At 72.9% G+C, this 19,154-nt stretch carries 11 protein-coding genes; 6 read left to right on the forward strand and 5 right to left on the reverse strand.

The window, feature by feature from the left end; all coding sequences use genetic code 11:
• The 6 genes from HW130_RS31790 to HW130_RS31815 all read left to right on the forward strand — a co-directional run.
• The coding region (locus HW130_RS31790; protein WP_256356471.1) for an FtsK/SpoIIIE domain-containing protein at nt 1-2,884 on the forward strand (2,884 nt) is incomplete at its 5' end.
• 162 nt (nt 2,885-3,046) lie between these two features.
• Entirely contained in the window at nt 3,047-4,402 is a 1,356-nt protein-coding gene (locus HW130_RS31795) for an ABC transporter substrate-binding protein (protein ID WP_177153236.1), read from the forward strand.
• Between the two features lie 4 nt (nt 4,403-4,406).
• Nucleotides 4,407-5,753, forward strand: coding sequence for a carbohydrate ABC transporter permease (locus HW130_RS31800; RefSeq protein ID WP_177153237.1), 1,347 nt, complete (start codon nt 4,407-4,409; stop codon nt 5,751-5,753).
• 97 nt (nt 5,754-5,850) lie between these two features.
• A complete protein-coding gene (locus HW130_RS31805) occupies nt 5,851-6,759 on the forward strand; it encodes a carbohydrate ABC transporter permease (protein WP_375256606.1) in 909 nt (302 codons plus the stop codon).
• A gap of 142 nt (nt 6,760-6,901) precedes the next feature.
• Complete coding sequence (locus HW130_RS31810) at nt 6,902-9,160, forward strand: bifunctional glycosyltransferase family 2 protein/CDP-glycerol:glycerophosphate glycerophosphotransferase (protein WP_177153238.1); 2,259 nt, start codon at nt 6,902-6,904, stop codon at nt 9,158-9,160.
• A 21-nt stretch (nt 9,161-9,181) separates the two neighbouring features.
• A complete protein-coding gene (locus tag HW130_RS31815; protein WP_177153239.1) occupies nt 9,182-11,428 on the forward strand; it encodes a bifunctional glycosyltransferase family 2 protein/CDP-glycerol:glycerophosphate glycerophosphotransferase in 2,247 nt (748 codons plus the stop codon).
• Between the two features lie 55 nt (nt 11,429-11,483).
• Here the strand turns inward: HW130_RS31815 and HW130_RS31820 are convergent, their stop codons facing one another.
• The 5 genes from HW130_RS31820 to HW130_RS31840 form a co-directional block, all read right to left on the reverse strand.
• Complete coding sequence (locus HW130_RS31820; RefSeq protein ID WP_256356472.1) at nt 11,484-11,855, reverse strand: hypothetical protein; 372 nt, start codon at nt 11,853-11,855, stop codon at nt 11,484-11,486.
• 34 nt (nt 11,856-11,889) lie between these two features.
• Nucleotides 11,890-13,464: a bifunctional glycosyltransferase/class I SAM-dependent methyltransferase gene (locus HW130_RS31825; RefSeq protein ID WP_177153240.1), complete on the reverse strand. Its 1,575-nt coding sequence runs from the start codon at nt 13,462-13,464 to the stop codon at nt 11,890-11,892.
• A gap of 34 nt (nt 13,465-13,498) precedes the next feature.
• A complete protein-coding gene (locus tag HW130_RS31830) occupies nt 13,499-14,731 on the reverse strand; it encodes a hypothetical protein (RefSeq protein WP_256356473.1) in 1,233 nt (410 codons plus the stop codon).
• A gap of 142 nt (nt 14,732-14,873) precedes the next feature.
• Nucleotides 14,874-18,299, reverse strand: coding sequence for a bifunctional glycosyltransferase/CDP-glycerol:glycerophosphate glycerophosphotransferase (locus tag HW130_RS31835; protein WP_177153242.1), 3,426 nt, complete (start codon nt 18,297-18,299; stop codon nt 14,874-14,876).
• 156 nt (nt 18,300-18,455) lie between these two features.
• Nucleotides 18,456-19,073 (reverse strand): TetR/AcrR family transcriptional regulator, encoded by a 618-nt coding sequence (locus HW130_RS31840; RefSeq protein WP_177153267.1) that lies wholly within the window; start codon nt 19,071-19,073, stop codon nt 18,456-18,458.
• Nucleotides 19,074-19,154: the final 81 nt, after the last annotated feature.

A 19,154-nucleotide genomic window follows, 5' to 3' on the forward strand; every position in this document is an offset into this window, starting at 1 on the left:
GGACCAAAGGCCCGCCGGACGCGGTGACGCCTGGCGGGAACCGCCGGCCGCCCACGGCGGTGGCGGCGGGCGGGACGGCCGGCCGGGACCGGCGGGTGCCGAGGGGGCAGGGCACGCAGACGCGCAGAGCACGGACGCCAGGCGGCCGGCGGGCACATACGGTCAGGCCGGCACCGGCCGCGGGAGTACGGGCCGCGCGGATGCGCCCGCCACCGGCGGCGGCCGGGACGGGTGGCCCCGACCGGCGGGGCCGGGCGGGCCCGGCCCGGAGAGCGCAGGGGCACAGGACAGCGGCGTGCGCCGGCCCCGGTGGGCCCGGCCCGCCGAGGCGTACGGACACGGCGGCGTCGAGGGCGTGGGGCGCACCGACACGCCCCCGGCCGAGTCGGCCGACCCGTACGAGCACGGCAACGTGTGGCGCGAGCCGACGGGCACCGGAGGCGCGGGCCTCGCCCACGGCCCGGGCGGTCACCCGGGCAACCGGTCCGATCCGGCCGATGTGTACGGGCGCGGCCGTGACGGCGCCGGGCGGTACGGCGATGGCGGCGACGGGCCGGACACCGTGGCCCGCGAGGGGCAGCGCCAGCGGGCCGACCGGTCGGGGTCGTCACAGACGTATCGGGCCGACGCCGAGAGGCTCCGCGTGCCCGCTCAGTACGCCCCCGGCGGCGGCGACACCCACGGGCGGGCGCTCGACGTGTCCGGCGGGGAGCCGGTCCGCGGTCGGGCCCCCGCGGGGCCGACCGCCCGGCGCCGCGGCATCGGCGCCTGGGCGCGGCGGCTCGCCGGCGGCCGCGACGCGCGCCTGCCCGAGCCGCACGAGGCGGCCGGCCCTGACCTCACCACGGGCCCGCCCGCCGTCGAGGCGTGGCCCGACCCCGCCGCCGTACTGCTGACCGCGCTCGGTCCCGGCCCCCGGCTGTGGGAGCGCGGTCCCGAGCACCCCGAGTCCCTCGTCATCCGGCTCGGCACGACCGACCGCGCCGAGCTGCCCTCCGTACCGGTGACCGTCGCGCTGCGCGAGGCGGGCTCGCTCGGGCTGGCCGGTCCGCGGGCGCGCCTGGCCGGACTCGCCCGCTCCGCCGTGGCGCAGCTCGCCGCGCTGCACTCCCCCTCCGATCTGGAGTTCGTGCTGATCAGCACGGACCGCTCCCGGACCCTGGAGGAGCGGCGCAGCGAATGGGCATGGCTGGGCTGGCTGCCGCATCTGCGTCCCGCGCACGGCCAGGACTGCCGTCTCCTGCTCGCCTACGACCGCGACCAGGCCACCGCCCGCACCGCCGAGCTGACGCGCAGGCTGGACGATGGGCCGCTCGGCCAGGGCTGGCCGAGCGCCGACCGCCGGGCCGTGGCGGACGCCGCCGACCGGCACACCGGCCCGCGTACGGTCGTGATCGTCGACGGCGACCCCGGGTCCGCCGCGCTGCGCGAGACCACCGCGCGGCTCGCGGGCGCGGGCCCGGCCGCCGGGATCCACCTGATCTGTCTGGCCGAGACCCCGGCCGCCTCCCCTCTCTCTCCCGTGGCGGCGACGTACGAGTCCGCGTGCGCGGCGTCGCTCGCCTTCCGGGAGTGCGGCGCCGTCGCGATGCTCAGCGGTGACGTGGCGACCGCGCTGCGGCTGATGCGGGTGGCCGGTGGGCGGCCCGCGGGCCACGGCACGGTCGGTGCGGTGGACGCGGTGTCACCGGCGTGGGCGGAGCGTTTCGGGCGCGCGCTCGCGCCCCTGCGCGCCGAGGGTGCTCCGATGCACCCGGGCCGGGTCGCGACGCTGCCGCAGTCGGCCCGGCTGCTGGACGAGCTGGGGCTCGCCCGGGCCACGCCCGCCTCGCTGATGGCGCGCTGGGCCTCGGCGGGCGACGGCACGGTGGTCCTCGGCTCGGGACCGCGCGGCCCGCTCGCCGTGGACCTCGCCGAAGAGGGCCCGCACCTGCTGATCGAGGGCCCCGCGGGCAGCGGCCGCACCGAGTTGCTGCGCGCGGCCGCCGCGTCCCTGGCCGCCGCCGGCCGCCCTGACCGGCTCGGTCTGCTCCTGGTCGACGGCGCGGGCGGCGAGCGCGGTGAGGGCCTGGCCGCGTGCACGGAGCTGCCGCACGTCACCGAGCACCTGGTGGCGAGCGATCCGGTGCGGATGCGGGTGTTCGCGCAGGCACTGGGAGCCGAGCTCAAGCGTCGCGCGGAGCTCCTGGACGGTGTCGGCTTCGCCGAGTGGCAGGCGCGGCGTGAGGTCGCCGGCCGCATGGTCGGCCAGCGCGGCCCCAGCCCCGCCGAGCAGCGCGGCGATCTGGACTCGCCCGCGTCCGGCACCCTGCGGCTGCGCCCCGGCGGGCGTACGCAGAGCCAGGAGCCGGACCCGCTGCCGCGCCTCGTGGTGCTGGTCGACGACTTCGACGCGCTGGTGGCCCCGGCGCTCGGCAGCCCGGGCCGGCCGGCGGCCGGTTCGGTCGTGCGGGCCCTGGATGCGGTCGCCCGGGACGGCGGGCGGCTCGGAGTGCATCTCGTGGCGACATCCTCGCGTCCGGACCGGACTGCCGACACGCACCTGGCGGAGGGGGCCCGGCTGCGCGTGGTGCTGCAGGCGCCGCCCGCCTCGCCGGGTCCGGACGACCCGGCGCCCGGCCGGGGCAGGCTGGGGCATCCGGACGGCCGGGTGACCCCGTTCCAGAGCGGCCGCGTCACGGGCCGCATACCGAGGACGGCGACCCTGCGTCCCACGGTCGTCCCGCTGGAGTGGGAGCGGATGGGCGACCCGCCGGCCCGCCGTCCCGTCCGCGAGCTGGGCAACGGACCGACCGATCTGGCGCTGCTCGCAAGCGCTCTGCAACGGGCCGCGCAGTCGGTCAACGCCGGTCCCGTCCCGCCCCTCATCCCGGCGCATCCCTGATCCGCTCGTGGGCGCGGCGGGCCGTGGGGCCATCCGCCTGACATCGCGTCACAAGGCCATCACGAAAGGCCGCTTGTCGCCGGAGGCGGTATTGCGACACCCGCAGCTCGGGCGTAGACCTGCTGTCACGGGACAGCAGCGCACAGGAGAGACGGGGCAGCAATGCGCACAACTCTTCGTACGAGCAGGGCCGCGGTGGCGTTCGCCGCCATCGGCGCGCTCGCCCTCACCGGATGCGGCGGCGACAGCGACGCCGGCCGGCCGAAGGGCGACGAGACCACGAAGCCGACGACGACCGTCCAACTGCCCAAGCTGGACGGCGAGAACATCCAGGTCGCGGCCGTCTGGAGCGGACCGGAGCAGGAGAACTTCACCAAGGTCCTGGACGAGTTCGAGAAGCGCACGGGCGCGAAGGTCACCTTCGTCCCCGCCCAGGACCCGATCGTCAACTTCCTCGGTACGAAGATCGCGGGCGGCAGTCCCCCGGACGTGGCGATGCTGCCGCAGGTCGGCGCGATCCAGCAGGCCGTGCAGCGCAAGTGGGCCAAGCCCGTCGGGCCCGAGGCGAAAGCCCAGCTCGCGAAGAACTACTCGAAGGGCTGGCAGGACCTCGGAGCGGTGGACGGCACCCAGTACGGCGTCTACTACAAGGCCGCCAACAAGTCCCTGATCTGGTACAACAACGCGGTCTTCGAGAACGCGGGCGCCGGCGCGCCGAAGACGTGGAAGGACTTCCTCTCGACGGCGGAGACGATCTCCGCGTCCGGTGTCACGCCGGTCTCGATCGCGGGCGCGGACGGCTGGACCCTCACCGACTGGTTCGAGAACGTCTACCTCTCCCAGGCCGGACCGGAGAAGTACGACCAGCTCGCCAAACACGAGATCAAGTGGACCGACCCGTCCGTGAAGGACGCGCTCACCACGCTCGCGCAGCTGTGGGGAAAGCCGTCCCTGATCGCGGGCGGCGCGGACGGCGCGCTCCAGACCGAGTTCCCCGCCTCCGTCACGCAGACGTTCAGCGGCGGTGACCAGCCCAAGGCCGCGATGGTCTTCGAGGGCGACTTCGTCACCGTCAACATCGCGCAGACGGACGCGGAGATCGGCGGCGACGCGAAGGTGTTCCCCTTCCCCGCGGTCGGTGCGGAGGCGCCCGTGGTGACCGGCGGCGACGCGGCCGTGGCGCTCAAGGACAGCAAGGGCGCACAGGCGCTGCTGACGTTCCTCGCCTCGCCCGACGCGGCGGCGATCTCGGCGGCGGCGGGCGGCTTCATCTCGCCGAACAAGTCCCTCGACGTGGCCGCGTACCCGAACGACGTGCAGCGCGACATCGCCAAGGCGCTGATCGCCGCGGGCGACGACTTCCGCTTCGACATGTCGGACCAGATGCCGCAGTCGTTCGGCGGCACGCCCGGCAAGGGCGAGTGGAAGGCGCTCCAGGACTTCCTGAAGAACCCGAAGGACATCGCGGGCACCCAGCAGCGGCTGGAGTCCGACGCGGCCAAGGCGTACCAGGACTGAAGCCGTGACGGCCGCGACAGCGGGGGGGCCGGCCCGTCCGGCGCCCCCCGCCGGTACACGCAAGAGCGTGACAGGCACACGTAAAGTCGTGGCGGCGGGCTTCCTGCTGCCCTCGCTCGTGCTGCTGGGCGCGCTCGTGGTCTACCCGATCGGGTACTCGCTCTACCGGTCGTTCTTCGATCAGGCCGGCAGCGGTTTCGCCGGGCTGGGGAACTACCGGGAGATCTTCACCGACGACACCATCCTGACCGCCGTCAAGAACAACGCGATCTGGGTGGTCGTGGCGCCGACCGTCTCCACCGCGCTCGGCCTGATCTTCGCCGTGCTCACGGAGCGGATCCGCTGGGGCACGGCGTTCAAGCTGATCGTCTTCATGCCGATGGCGATCTCGATGCTCGCCGCGGGCATCATCTTCCGGCTGGTGTACGAGCAGGACCCGGAGCGCGGGGTCGCCAACGCGGTCTGGGTGGGCGTGCACGACACGTTCAACGAGTCCGCGGGCTTCCCCAAGGCGCATCCGCTGCCCGCGCATCCGCTGAAGGCGGGCGGCGGCGGTTCGTTCGTCACGAAGGAGCCGGTCTCGGCCGGAAAACCCGTCCAGTTGCCGCTGGTCGGGGTGGCGCCCGCGAAGATGCCGTCGGACGCGGAGCCCGCGAAGGCACCGGAGGCCGGCGGTGACGGGATCAGCGGCACGGCGTGGCTGGACTTCACCCGGGGCGGCGGCGGAAAGCCGAACGTCGTCGACGCCAGGGAACTCGGGCTCAAGGGCATCAAGGTGGAGGCGGTCAAGGACGGCAAGGTCGTCGCGGAGGCGCGGGCCGGGGCGGACGGGCGGTTCTCCCTGCCCGTCTCGGCGGAGGGCGCGCTGCTGCGGCTGCCCGCGGAGAACTTCCGCGAGCCGTACAACGGCGTGAACTGGCTGGGTCCGAGTCTCGTCACCCCGGCGATCATCGGCAGCTACGTGTGGATGTGGGCCGGCTTCGCGATGGTCCTGATCGCGGCGGGACTGGCGAGTGTGCCGCGCGAACTGCTGGAGGCGGCCCGCGTGGACGGCGCGAACGAGTGGCAGGTCTTCCGCAGGGTGACCGTGCCGCTGCTGGCGCCCGTGCTCGCGGTGGTGCTGGTGACGCTGATGATCAACGTGCTGAAGATCTTCGACCTGGTGTTCATCATCGCGCCGGGCTCCTCGCAGGACGACGCGAACGTGCTCGCGCTCCAGCTGTACCGCTCGTCGTTCGGCACGGACGCGAACCTCGGCCTCGGCAGCGCGATCGCGGTCCTGCTGCTCCTGCTGGTGCTGCCGGTGATGTTCTTCAACATCCGGCGGATGCGGAAGGAGGCCGGGCGATGAACACGCGCCGCACCGCACCCGGCCCCTGCCGGGGGTCCGGGGGTCGCCCCCCGGGCAAGCACAGCAACATCCGGCGGATGCGGAAGGAGGCCGGGCGATGAGCACCATGAGCAGCACCGGCGCGGCCGGCACGAGCGCTGCGCCCGTCAAGGCGAAGCAGTCCCTCGCCACCCGCATCGCCGCCCGCACCGGCGGTGGCGTGATGCGCGTCTTCCTCGTCCTCGCCGCCCTGTTCTGGCTGATGCCGACCGTCGGTCTGCTGCTCTCCTCCCTCCGCAGTCCCGGTGACATCGCCGCGAGCGGCTGGTGGGAGGTGCTGACCGCACCCGCCCAGCTCACCACCGAGAACTACTCCCGCCTCCTGGAGAACGAGGCGATCACCGGCTCCCTCGTCTCCACCGTCGTGATCACCGTCCCGGCCACCGTGCTCGTCGTGGTGATCGGTGCGCTCGCCGGATACGCCTTCGCGTGGATGGAGTTCCCGGGCCGCGACTGGTGGTTCATGGTCGTCGTCGGGCTCCTCGTCGTCCCCGTACAGGTCGCGCTCGTTCCGGTGTCCGAACTCTTCGGTCTCATCGGCATCTTCGAGACGACGATCGGCGTGATCCTCTTCCACGTCGCCTTCGGCCTGCCCTTCGCGATCTTCCTGCTGCGCAACTTCTTCGCGGAGATCCCCCGGGAGCTGCTGGAGGCGGCCCGGCTCGACGGAGCGGGCGAGATCCGCCTGTTCACCCGGGTCGTGATGCCGCTGGGCGGACCGGCGATCGCCTCGCTCGGCATCTTCCAGTTCCTGTGGGTGTGGAACGACATGCTGGTCGCGCTGATCTTCGCGGACTCCGAGTCCGCGCCGATCACGGTCGCGCTCCAGCGCCAGGTACGGCAGTTCGGCAACAACATCGACGTGCTCGCGCCCGGCGCGTTCGTGTCGATGATCATCCCGTTGGTCGTGTTCTTCGCCTTCCAGCGGCAGTTCGTCTCGGGTGTCATGGCGGGCGCCGTCAAGTGACCCTCGTGCACAGGAGGCGGCCCGGTTCCCCGTAACCGGGCCGCCTTCACGCGTTCGTCCCCCGTATGCCACGTGCGGCGTAACCAAGTCACCCCATTGGCCGTTTTCGGGCCATCTGCCCGCGCCGACCCATGGATGTGCCGTGCCCCGGTTCAGCGTCATCGTGCCCGCGTTCAAGGTCCAGGCGTACCTGCATGAATGCCTTGAGTCGGTGCTGAGTCAGAGCTTCGACGACCTCGAACTGATCGCCGTCGACGACTGCTCGCCGGACTCCTGCGGTGCGATCATCGACGAGGTCGCGGCGCGCGACCCGCGCGTGCGGGCCGTGCACCTGCCGGAGAACGCGGGCCTGGGCGGTGCACGCAACGCCGGACTCGCCCGCGCGTGCGGCGAGTACGTGATCTTCCTGGACAGTGACGACACCCTCGTACCCGGCGCGCTCCAGGCGATCGCCGACCGGCTCGAGCACACGGACGAGCCCGACGTCCTGGTCTACGACTACGCCCGCACCTACTGGACCGGTGAGATCACGCGAAACAGGTTCGCCGCGCTGCTGAGCGAGCGGGAACCGGCGACGTTCCGTCTGGAGGACCGGCCCGGGCTGCTGAAACTGCTGATGGTGGTCTGGAACAAGGCGTACCGGCGGGAGTTCGTCGAGCGCGAGGGGCTCGCCTTCCCGCCGGGCTACTACGAGGACACCCCGTTCACGTATCCGGCGCTGCTGGCGGCGTCCACCGTCGCCACTCTGGACCGGGTGTGCGTGCACTACCGCCAGCGCCGGGAGGGCGGCAACATCCTCGCCACCACGAGCCGCAAGCACTTCGACATCTTCGACCAGTACGACCGCGTCTTCGCGTTCCTCGACGCGCGGCCGGAGCTCGCGCACTGGCGGGCCGCCCTGTTCTGCCGCATGGTCGACCACTTCTCCACGCTCGCCACCACCCGCGGCCGGCTGCCCCGCGGCAGCCGCTCCGAGTTCTTCCGCCGCGCCCGCGCGCACTGCGCCCGCCACCGTGCGCCGGGGGCGCGCCCCTCGCTGCGCGGGCGGCTTCGGCACGTGCTGATGCGGCACGGCTGCCACCGCGTCTACCGCCTGCTGTGGACGACGGACTTGCTGCGCGCACGGGCCCGCCACGTCGCGGGCTCCGGCCGCCGGGTGCTGCACGCCGCCGCGGTGCGGGTGCACTACCGCATCCAGCTGAGGCTGCCCGTCCGCAAGGACCTGGCCGTGTTCTCCGCGTACTGGAACCGCGGCTACGCGTGCAATCCGGCCGCGATCGAGGAGAAGGTCCGCGAACTCGCACCGCACATCCGCACCGCCTGGATCGCTGACCCCGCCCACCAGCACACGATTCCGGCGGCGACACGGCGGCTGCGGCCGGGTTCGTTCGCCCACTGGTCGGCGCTCGCCCGCGCCAAGTACCTGGTCAACAACGTGAACTTCGACCGCCGGATGGTCAAGCGCCCCGGTCAGATCATGCTCCAGACCCACCACGGCACCCCGCTGAAGACGATGGGCATCGATCTTCGCGAACACCCGGCCGCGGCGCGTGACATGGACTTCGCGCAGCTGCTCGCGAACGCCGACAAGTGGGACTACTCCCTGTCCGCCAACCGGCATTCGACGCTCGTGTGGGAGCGCGCGTACCCCGCGGTCCGCACCGTCCTCGAGTACGGCTACCCCCGCAACGACGTCTTCCACAAGGCCACGCCCGCCGACGTGGCCCGGCTGCGCGCCGCGCTGGGCGTCCCGGAGGGCCGCACCGCGATCCTGTACGCGCCCACCCATCGCGACTACCGCCGCACCCAGCGGCCGCCCCTGGACCCGGCGCGGCTCGCGAACGCGCTCGGCGACCGCTTCGTGGTGCTCGCCCGCGCCCACTACCTCGCCGACGGCGGCGCGTTCGGAGCAACTCACCGGGTCGTGGACGTCTCCGGCCATCCGAGCGTCGAGTCCCTGGCGCTCGCCTCGGACGCCCTCGTCACCGACTACTCGTCCCTGATGTTCGACTACGCGGGCCTGGACCGCCCCATCGTGCTGCACACCTCCGACTGGGACGCCTACCAGGCGGCCCGCGGCACCTACTTCGACGTGCGCACCTGCCCGCCCGGCGCGGTGGCCCGCACCGAGGAGGAGCTGATCGACATCTTCACCACGGGCCACTGGCGCGGCTCGCGCTCGGCCCAGCTGCGGGCCGCGTTCCGGGAGCGGTTCTGCCCGTACGACGACGGCCACGCGGCGGAGCGTGTCGTGCGGCGGGTCTTCCTGAACGAGACCGGAGGCCTGCCCGCCTTCGTCCCGCCGGCCGAACGGATCCCGGTCCCGCCGGCCGGGACCGTGCCGCAGCTGCCCTGCCCACGGCCCGCCCCCGGCGCCCCGCTCTCCGTCCGCCCCCTGTGACCCGTACGAGAAAGAGTCTTCATGCCCCGCCTGAGCATCGTCGTCCCTGTCCGTGGAGTGCGCGGAAGCCTGCGCGAGTGCCTGGAATCGGTGCTGGCGCAGTCGTTCGCCGATGTCGAGATCATCGGGGTCGCCGACGGATCACCGGACGGCTCGGGGCAGTTGCTCGACGAGATCGCCGCCCGTGACCCCCGCGTGCGCGCCGTGCACCTCGCCGAACCGGCGGGCTCGGACGGCCGCCGCACGGCGGGCGCCGAGCGCGCGACGGGCGACTACCTGCTGTTCCTGGAGGGCTCCCACGTCCTGCTGCCCGGCGCGCTCCAGCTGATCGCGGACCGGCTGGAGACGGCGAAGGACCCTGACGTGCTGCTGTTCGGGCATGTCCGCAGGCCGTTCCGGGGACTGCCGCTGCCGAGCCGTTCGCTGCGCCTGCTGACGGAGATGGGCGACACCGACCTGTGCACGCTCGCCGACCGCCCGGAACTGCTCGGGGTCGCGGCCGTCTGCTGGAACCGCGCGGTCCGCCGCGACTTCCACGAGAGCGGCCAGGTGCCCTTCGCCCCCGGCCCGTACGGGGACCGGATGTACGCGCTCGGCACGCTCGCGACGGCGGAGACCGTCGCCGCGCTGCCCGTGCCCTGCGTCGAGCACCGCCGGCGGCGGTACGTCCCCGGGCTCGACGACCCCGCGGAACGGGTTGCGCCGCACGACGTGGTCGAGCAGTTCTGCGACCTGTTCGACGCCCTGCGCGGCACGCCGCGTTTCGCAGGGGTGCACGCCCCGCTGTTCCAGCTGGCCTCGCATCACCTGCTGGAGACGTACGCGGAGGTCTCACGCCGCCGGCGCGCGTACGTGCGGGCCGTGGCCGCCTTCCACCGGCAGTACCGGCCCCGCGGGTACCGGCCGCCCGGCGGCCTCGCCTCGCTGCGGCTGCGTCTCCTCGCCGGCGGCCGGACGGCCGCGCTGCGCGGGCTCGACGCGGCGCTCACCGTGCGGCGCGGGCTGCGGGCCGCGGCGTCCGGGGCCCGGTCCCGGCTGGCACGCAGGGTGCTCCCCGTGCTGTACCGGCTCCACCGGCTGCGCCCGCTGGACCCCCGGCTCGCCGTGTACAGCGCGTACTGGAACCGCGGCATGAGCTGCAACCCCGCGGCGATCTACCACAAGGCCGCCGAGCTGGCCCCTGACGTCCACGGGGTGTGGGTGGTGTCGAAGAAGGCGGCCGCCTCCCTCCCGCCCGGCGTGGACCACGTCGTGCCGGGCTCGCGCCGCTACTGGGCGGTCATGGCCCGCGCCACGTACTTCATCAGCAACGTCAACTTCCCGAACCATGTGGTGAAGCGCCGCGGTCAGATCCATGTGATGACCCATCACGGCACGCCGCTGAAGGTGATGGGCGTGGGCCAGTACCAGTACCCGGCGGCCGCGCAGGGCCTCAACTTCCCTGATCTGCTGCACCGCGTCGACCGCTGGGACGTCAGTCTGTCGGCCAACCCGCACTCCACCGAGGCATGGACGAGCGCCTACCCGAGCGCCGTGCGCCACCTGGAGACCGGCTACCCCCGCAACGACGTCCTCGTGAACGCCACGCCCGAGCAGGTCGCCGCCGTACGCGCCTCGCTGGGCATCGGCCCCGAACAGCGCGCCGTCCTGTACGCGCCGACCTTCCGCGACCACGAGCGCGGCTACACCTGCCGGCTCGACCTCGCCCGGATCGCGCGGGAGCTGGGCGAGGACACGGTGCTCATGATCCGGGCCCACTACTTCCACGACGGCAGCGGACTCGGCGCATACTCGGGCATCATGGACGTCTCCGGCCATCCGAGCACCGAGGAGCTGTGCCTGGCGGCGGACGCGCTGGTCACGGACTACTCCTCCGTGATGTTCGACTACGCCAACCTGGACCGGCCCATCGTGGTGCACGCCCCCGACTGGGAGATCTACCGCGCGGTGCGGGGCGTCTGCTTCGACCTGCTGTCGGGAGCCCCGGGAGACACCCCCGGAGCGGTGACCCGCAGCACCGACGAGCTGATCCGCGTCTTCACGGACGGCACCTGGAACAGCGCGGCGAACGCCGGGCTGCGTGCGGCCTTCCGGGCCCGCTTCTGCGCGCTCGACGACGGCCGGGCGGCCGAGCGCGTGGTGCGCCACGTGCTGCTGGGGGAACGCGAACTGCTTCCGGTGACGCCGCCCGAGGAGCGGGGCGCGGTGGCGCTGCCGCGGCAGGCGGCGGCCGAGCAGAGCGAGGCACCGGCCGGGACGGCGGTCTGAGCCGACGGGCGGCTCGGCCCTCGCCCGAGCCGCCCGTCTCACTGCCGGCCCGCCATCACTGCTGGCCCGCCATCACCGTGACAAGCCCCGCCACCACCATCAGCGAGCCGCCCCAGGTCCACAGCGACGTCCGCTCGTGCAGCACGGTGGAGCTCGCGAGGACGATCAGCAGGTATCCCAGGGCGTTGAAGGGGTACGCGATGTTCAGCGGCACGCGGGCCAGCGTCGACATCCACGCCACCGCGGAGACGGCGAAGACGACCAGTCCGATGACGACCCACGGGGTCGTGGCGGCCCGCATCACCAGCGAGCCGCCGCCGTGCTGGGCGGCAGCGGCGGCGGACCGCATGCCGTGCTTGAGCATGATCTGGCCGCCCGCCGACGAGAACACCGCGAAGAGCAGCAGCAACAGGCTGGACAGCGTCAAGATCTTCCTCCGGCGCGGGGGACGGGGCTTCGGCTCAGGTCGTGGCACCCACGCGGTCGGCCTGCTCGGCGGGGACGTACTGGCGGTTGAGAATGTCTTGGACATCGACGTGCTCCCCGGCGATGATCGTCTGCGCCGCATGCGGGGTGAGCACTGCGACGTACTGGTAGCCGAAGAGTGTCGGCCGCACACGGGTCAGCAGCCGGGACGCCCCGCCCAGGACCTTCGCCACGGGTCCGCCGCCGAGCACGGACCAGAACGGCGCCCCGGTGGCGGCGAGCCGCAGTTCGTCGTAGCCGGCCGCCCGCACCGTGCGGCGCAGGCTGGCACGGGTGAAGAAACGCAGATGCGTCTCGTCGAGGATGCCGCGCCGGTCGTATCCGAACACCCCGAGGACGACGCGCAGCCGTGCGTACCAGTGGCTGAAGTTCGGTACGGAGAGCAGGAGACGGCCGCCGGGGCGCAGGACGTCCCGCAGGTCGGACAGGACGCGTTCGGGCCGGGAGAGGTGCTCGATGACGTCTGCGGCGATCACGTAGTCGTAGTCGGCGGCGATGTCCGGCGGCAGGCCCTCCTCCAGGTCGGCGAGGACGAAGTCGGTGCAGCGCTCGCGTACGCCCGGCACCTCGACGAAGTCCAGGCCGGTGACGGTGTGGCCGAGGGCCTCCAGGCGCTCGGCGAACAGGCCGCCGGAGCAGCCGACGTCGAGGACGCGGCCGGGCGGCATCGTGCGCATGAGCCGCAGGATCGCCGAGTGCGAGGAGCCGTCGCCCTCCTTGAAGGCGTACTCGACGGGCTTGGGGATCCACGGGCAGGTGCCGAAGCCCTTGAGCGCGAGCCGGTACTCGAGCACGTCCTTCACCACGTCCTTGGCGTAGCGCATGCCGTTGACGTAGCAGATCTCGTCGCCGTAGTAGGTGGGGATGGGGATCTCCCGGATCCGCATGCCCGCGTGGATCAGCTGGACGACGATCTGGGTGTCGAAGTCGAAGGCGTCGGTGTTGCGGTCGATGGGCAGCCGGCGCAGTGCGGCGACGCTGTAGGCGCGGTACCCGGAGTGGAACTCGCTGAGCCGGGAACCGAGCAGCGCGTTCTCGAAGCGGGTGAGGACGCGGTTGCCGAGCCACTTGTAGAACGGCATACCGCCCTTGAGCGCGCTGCCCGGGTTCATCATGCGCGAGCCGAACACCGCCTCGCACTCGCCGCGTTCGATGGGGGCGACCATCTCGGGCAGCAGCTCGGGGGCGTACTGGCCGTCGCCGTGCAGCAGGACGACGATGTCGAGTCCGCGTTCGGCGGCCAGGGCGTAGCCCGCCTTCTGGTTGCCGCCGTAGCCGAGGTTCTTGGTGTGCCGCATGACGACGGTCGGCGGCATGCCCCGCAGCTGCGACCAGCGGCAGCCCGCCGTGAACGTCTCGTCGCTGCTCGCGTCGTCGAGGATGAGGATCTCGGCGATGCGGGACCGGAAGTCCTTCGGGATGCGGTCGAGCGTCTTCTCCAGCGTGGTCTCGGCGTTGTACGCCACCACGAGGATGCCGATCCGCGGTCCCGGGCCGGACGGCCGGCCGCCGTGGGGGGCGGTCCGCGAGCTCTCCAGCGTGCTCTCCATCACCAGCGCTTCTCTACTCTTTCGTCGGTTCGCTTCAGTTGACAGGGGATGCAGGGGTGGACGGGCTCTTCGCCCGGGGCGCCACCACGGACGGCGTCCGGTGCGGGAGCTCCGGGGGCGGCTCGGCGAGCACGCGGCGCAGGCCGGTCACGATCCCGGCGGCGAGCAGCAGCCAGCCGAGGGCGGCGAGGTTCAGCGCCCAGTCGTTCCAGCGGACGGCGCTGGGGCCCGAGTACACGCACACCGTGACGACACCGACGACCACGCCGAACGCGGCGCCCTCCCAGAGGCCGAACAGGCACAGGCCGACCACCGGCCAGGCGAGGTACTGGACGGCAGAGCCGGTGCTGAGCAGAAGCAGCAGGGTGAGCGACAGGGCGACCGCGTAGGCGGGCGCGGTGGGCCGCACCCACGCGAGCCAGACGCCGGCCGCCATGCACGCGAGCACGAAGAGGAAACGGAAGTCGCTGTGGAGGGCGACGATGAACGCGTCGGAGGCGCCCGCCCAGTCGGCGAACCGCACGAAGCCCCACAGCCTGGCCCGCCCGCCCTCGTATTCGAGGACCTTCTGGCGCAGCGGCTCCGGCACGGTCACGAGCACCGGCCCCCACAGCGCCGGCATGACGGCGGCGAGGCCGGCGGCGAAGCGTACGAGGACGGGGCGCCCGGCGCGGAAGGCCGCCACGAGCAGGGCGGGGATCGCGACGACCGGAATGAGCTTGATGCTCACCGCGACGGCGGCGCAGACCCCCGCGGCGAGCGGTGCCCTGCGGTCGGCGAGGAGGTGGGCGGCGAGAACGGCGAACATGACGGCGACCGAATCGGTGTTGCCGTGATATCCGGACGTGGCGAAGAGAACGGGGCTCAGGGCGCAGCCGAGGGCGCACGCCATGGCCGTTCCGGTGGACCTCCGGCGGCGGAGGATCTCGAATACGAGAACGGCGGAGACGAAATCGGCGAGGCAGGCGGGCGTACGGATCAGAACCGCGAACGGAATTCCCAGCCGGTCCAGTTCGTCGAGCCCGAGGAGCATCCAGCTCGCGAGCGGCGGGTGGTTGTAGACGGGCAGGCGCGGCATCGGGTGTTCGTAGATGCGCACCGGGCCCACCTGGGCGATCGCCCGGGCGAACGCGTCGAAGAACCGGACGTCGGCGGGGCCGCGTGTCTGAGCGGCGAGAACCATTTTCGCGACGAAGGCGAGTGCCGACACTGTGAGGACGACGGATCGCGCCCGGCGCACATCGAGCGTTCCCGTTTTCGTTCGCATTCGCAGGTCCATGGCCGCCGAACGTAGCAATCGTCGACGTCGGCGGCTGGCACCCGATAAACACACTAAATGCTGGACAGTTGACTGCGCTGCGATCTTTGGCAAAGTCCCGGCACGCGAATCACCCGGAAGGTCCATTCCCTCAGGGCGCGGTCTCCTTCAGGATCCGGTCGGCGACCGTGGCGGCGGCGTTCGCGTCGTCGAGGTCGCAGAACACCTGGCAGAACGCCGAGTACGCCTCCGCGTGGCCGGCGGTCGCCGCGGCCGGGTCGCGCAGCGCTTCGATCAGCTCGGCGCCGTCGGCGACGAACGGCCCGGGGGCCTGCTTCTCGAAGTCGAAGCAGAAGCCGCGCAGCGTGTCGCGGTAGTGCTCCAGGTCGTAGGTGTGGAACAGCATGGGGCGGCCGGTCTGCGCGAAGTCGAACATCAGCGAGGAGTAGTCCGTGACCAGCACGTCGCTCACCAGCATCAGTTCGGCGACGTCGGGGTAGCGCGAGACGTCGCGGGCGAAGCCGCCGGTGTCGGGCAGCCGGTCGTTGACCAGGTAGTGGCGGCGCACGAGCAGCACATGGCTGTCGCCGAGCGCGGCGCGTGCGGCGGCGAGGTCGAGCCGGAGGTCGAGCGCGTAGCGGCCGCCACCCTTGGGGCGGTCCTCGCGCCAGGTCGGGGCGTACAGGACGACGGTCCTGTCCCCGGGGAGGTCCAGGCGCTCGCGGACGCTCGCGGCGACCTTGGCCCGGTCCTCGGCGTGCAGCAGGGCGTTGCGCGGGTAGCCGGACTCGACGACCTCGCCGTCGTAGCCGAAGGCGCGGCGAAGGATCGGGGTGGAGAAGCGGTTGGGCGAGACGAGCACGCTCCACTGCGCGGCGCGGGCCGGCAGGGACTCGATGTAGGGCCGGTTGGCCTGGGAGGTGCCCAGCAGGTCCCGGCCGATGCGCTTGAGCGGTGTGCCGTGCCAGGTCTGCACCACGAACTGGTCGGTGCCGCGCTGGAACCACTCGGGCAGCTGGGTGTTGGTCACGACCACCCGGGCTGTGGCCATTTCCTCGTGCCACTCGGCGCCGCCGTGAGGGACGGCCCGCACGCCTGCGGGCAGCCCGGCCTGCTGGTCGCGCACCACCCACAGGTGCTCGAACGGGCTCTTGCGGCGCAGCAGTTCCTCATGGACGGCGCGCGGCGAGTCGGAGAACTGGCGGCCGTCGAAGCTGCTGAACAGGACGGTTTCGCGCCGGGGGCCGCCGCGCAGGGCTGCGAACCGCTCCCGCATCCGCCGCTCGGCCACACCGCCGCGCTCGTGGGCGCCGAGGACCGGGCCCGACTCCACGAGGAGCTGGTCGTGGTAGCGGCGGTCGAGCGCGAAGTCGCGCCCCCGCACGCGCCGCACGGAGGGTACGGCGGCGTGCTCGGCGAAAGCGAGGCGCACGGGGGCGTAGCACGCCGGGTCGCTCTCGCCCCGCTCGCGGAAGAACAGGAACCACCGGCCCTCGGCGAGCGGCAGTTCGCCGCCAGGCCCGTCGACGGCGGCGGGGGCGATGACGGCGCGGAAGCGGCCGTCCCGCAGTTCGTGCGCGAAGACGGCCTCCTCCTGGCAACCGCTGTGCTGGAGCACCAGCTCCGGCCGCCGCAGGGCGTGCTGCGGAAAACCCCCTTCGACGACGAGTTCGCCGGAAGGGGTCCACGAGAAGGCGTGGACGACGGGCTGGGGGCACTGGTCGCTCAGCACGAGGTTGCCCGCCGCGCTCGCGGTGACGGCGAGCTCCCGGGCCGGATCGCCCAGCCCGTACCGCCCCGGTGCGGTCGCACGGGGGACGGCGACGGGCACCCGGCTGCCGTCGGCACGGACGAGTCGGACGGTCCAGGGCGAGGCGCGCGGTGCGTCGGCTCCCGCGCTCGTGAGGGCGATGTCGACGGTGAAGGCACCGGACGGGCCGGGGACGACGGGCACCTCGCGCTCCTCCCCCGTGTGGCTGTTGTGCAGCCGCACCGCGGTCGGGGCGGGGCCGGTGACGATCCCCTCGATCCGCACACCGTCGTCCGTGGCCCCGTGGGCGGTGAGCCTGGCCGCGACGCGTTCCGCCTTCAGGCGCAGTTTGTCGCCGGACAGCTCGGGAACGATGCGCAGTTCGTCGCCGACGTCGTGGACGGCGGGGGCCGCCCGGTTGCCGAGCAGTCGCAGAGGGCCGCGGCGCAGCGTCCCGGCCGCGACGATGCCGACCTCGAGGTTCCACGTGCCGGTCCTCAGCCGGGCCGGATCGACGACGGCCTCGAAGCCCGCCCGGTCGTAGGGGTGCAGGCTCTGGCGGGAGCCGGCGTTCGCCTCGGGCACGTCCGCGGGACGCAGCCGCAGCGGGAGCACTCGTCTGCGCCCGGACCGCAGCCAGGCGAACGTGCGGGGCCGTCGCTCGCCCGCCGGGTGGTTGCGGACGTACGCGTAACCCTTGAGGTGCAGCTTTCCGTCCCGCCACACCGCCTCGGTGATGTCGGACAGGACCGGCAGGTCGGCGGGGGCGGGCCGGTCGACGCCGCGCGGGAGGGGCGCGGTGAGCGCCGGGTATTCGGCGCGGCGGGCGCGCGGACCGCGGATGCGGAAGACGTCGCGGCCCTCCTTCTTCTCGAAGGCGAGGAGCGCGAGGAGTTCGGCGAGGCGCCGTTCGCGGACGAGCTGCCACTTGACCCGCTGGTGCAGCACGAGCCCCTCCAGGACGGGCCTGGACACGCTGGTCACGAAGTCCCCCGCGTGCCGGAGGAAGGCTTCGCGGTAGTCGTCGTCGCCGTCGGGCAGGGCGTCCATGAAGAGCATCAGGTCACTGGCGAGGACGCTCGCCTCGTAGCGCCGGCGCGCCTCGCCGCCCAGGAGGCCGCGTGCCGCGGTGACGGAGGCGGCCCGGTCCCGCACGGCCTCCGGCCGGGCCCTGCGGGTGGTGATGGACCCGTCGCGGTCGCGCCACAGATAGACCGTGTCGTGCAGGACGTCGACGGAGCGGGCGAGGAAGTGCGCGGGGACGACGACGGGGATGTCCTCGAAGAGGACGCCCTCGGGGAAGGCGAAGGCGTTCCGGACCCAGAAGTCCCTGCGGAACACCTTGTTGCAGGCGATGCGGTCGTACAGCAGCGCCCAGTCCCGGGTGACGTGGGTGGCGGTACGGGAGGTCGCCATCGGCTCGCGGAACATGGGCGACTGCTGCGTCCTGCCGCCGGCCCGCAGCCGGTGGACGTTGCCGGTGGCGAAGTCGGACCCCGAGGCGTCGAGCGAGCCGACCATCTTCTCGTACGCGTCGGCCGGCACGACGTCGTCGCTGTCGACGAACGCCAGGAACTCGCCGCGCGCCCGCCGGATCCCTGCGTTGCGCGCGGCTCCGAGCCCGGCGTTCTCCTGCGAGACGAGCGTGAACCGCGGATCCTCCGCGACGAAGCGCCGTGCGATGTCACCGCTGCCGTCGGTGGAGCCGTCGTCGACCATGACGACCTCGATGTCCCGCAGACTCTGCTCGGCGAGGGAGCGCAGGCACTCCTCGAGATAGTCCTCCACATTGTGGACGGGGACGACGACGCTGAGCCGAATCGGCATGGTGGACACGTCCGTTCAAGAGCGCGGGGTTGCTGCGCAGGACAACCGGTCCACCGCCGGAGGGTCACCACGCCCTGCGCCGAACGGGTGATCCCGGGGGCGCGCAACGGGTGCGTGTGCGCCGAGGACGGACCCGCAGTACGCCCCGCCGGGGCGTCACGACTGGAGCGCCGCCACCGCCGCCGTCGCCAGCCCGTCCAGGTATCCCTTCGGCAGCCCACCCCGCACCACCACCAGCCGCCAGTACAGCGGTCCCACGATCAGGTCGAGGGCCCTGTCGGGGTCCGTGCCCTCGGGGAGCTCGCCCCGGGCGACCGCTTCGCGGACGACCACCGCCGCCACGCCCTGCTGGCTGTCCAGCAGTGCCGCCTTGATCGCGTCCGAGATCTCGGGGTTGCGCGCCGACTCCACCAGCAGGTCGGGGATGACCTGCGAGGCGACGGGGTGGCGCAGCGCGTGCGCCGCCACCTCCAGGAGCGCCCGCACGTCCCCGTGGAGGGAGCCGGTCGACGGTGCGGGCAGGCCCTGGACGGCGACGGCCGAGACCAGGTCCAGCACCAGCGACAGCTTCGACTTCCAGCGGCGGTAGACGGCCGTCTTGCCGACGCCCGCCCGCCGCGCGATTCCCTCGATCGACATGCGTGCGAAACCGACCGCCGCCAGTTCCTCGAAGACGGCTTTGCGGATCGCGTCGGTCACCTCCTCGCGGAGCACGGCGGCTCCTGCCGGGGGGCGGCGCGGGGTTCCGGAGTCCGTAGGCATGGCCGGAATCATACCCGTCACGACGAAACGGTTGCGTTCCGACGCTCGGCCGTCCTACTCTCGCCGTAGCGACGATACGGTCCCGTTCCGTCG

This window comes from Streptomyces sp. PKU-EA00015, assembly GCF_013387495.1.
Classification (GTDB): Bacteria; Actinomycetota; Actinomycetes; order Streptomycetales; family Streptomycetaceae; genus Streptomyces.

Excerpts from the sequence above, each read along its gene's own strand:
- HW130_RS31795 (WP_177153236.1), top strand. The coding sequence starts at position 3,047 with ATGCGCACAACTCTTCGTACGAGCAGGGCCGCGGTGGCGTTCGCCGCC.
- HW130_RS31805 (WP_375256606.1), top strand. The coding sequence starts at position 5,851 with ATGAGCACCATGAGCAGCACCGGCGCGGCCGGCACGAGCGCTGCGCCC.
- HW130_RS31815 (WP_177153239.1), top strand. The coding sequence starts at position 9,182 with ATGCCCCGCCTGAGCATCGTCGTCCCTGTCCGTGGAGTGCGCGGAAGC.
- HW130_RS31825 (WP_177153240.1), bottom strand. The coding sequence starts at position 13,464 with ATGGAGAGCACGCTGGAGAGCTCGCGGACCGCCCCCCACGGCGGCCGG.
- HW130_RS31830 (WP_256356473.1), bottom strand. The coding sequence starts at position 14,731 with ATGCGAACGAAAACGGGAACGCTCGATGTGCGCCGGGCGCGATCCGTC.
- HW130_RS31835 (WP_177153242.1), bottom strand. The coding sequence starts at position 18,299 with ATGCCGATTCGGCTCAGCGTCGTCGTCCCCGTCCACAATGTGGAGGAC.
- HW130_RS31840 (WP_177153267.1), bottom strand. The coding sequence starts at position 19,073 with ATGATTCCGGCCATGCCTACGGACTCCGGAACCCCGCGCCGCCCCCCG.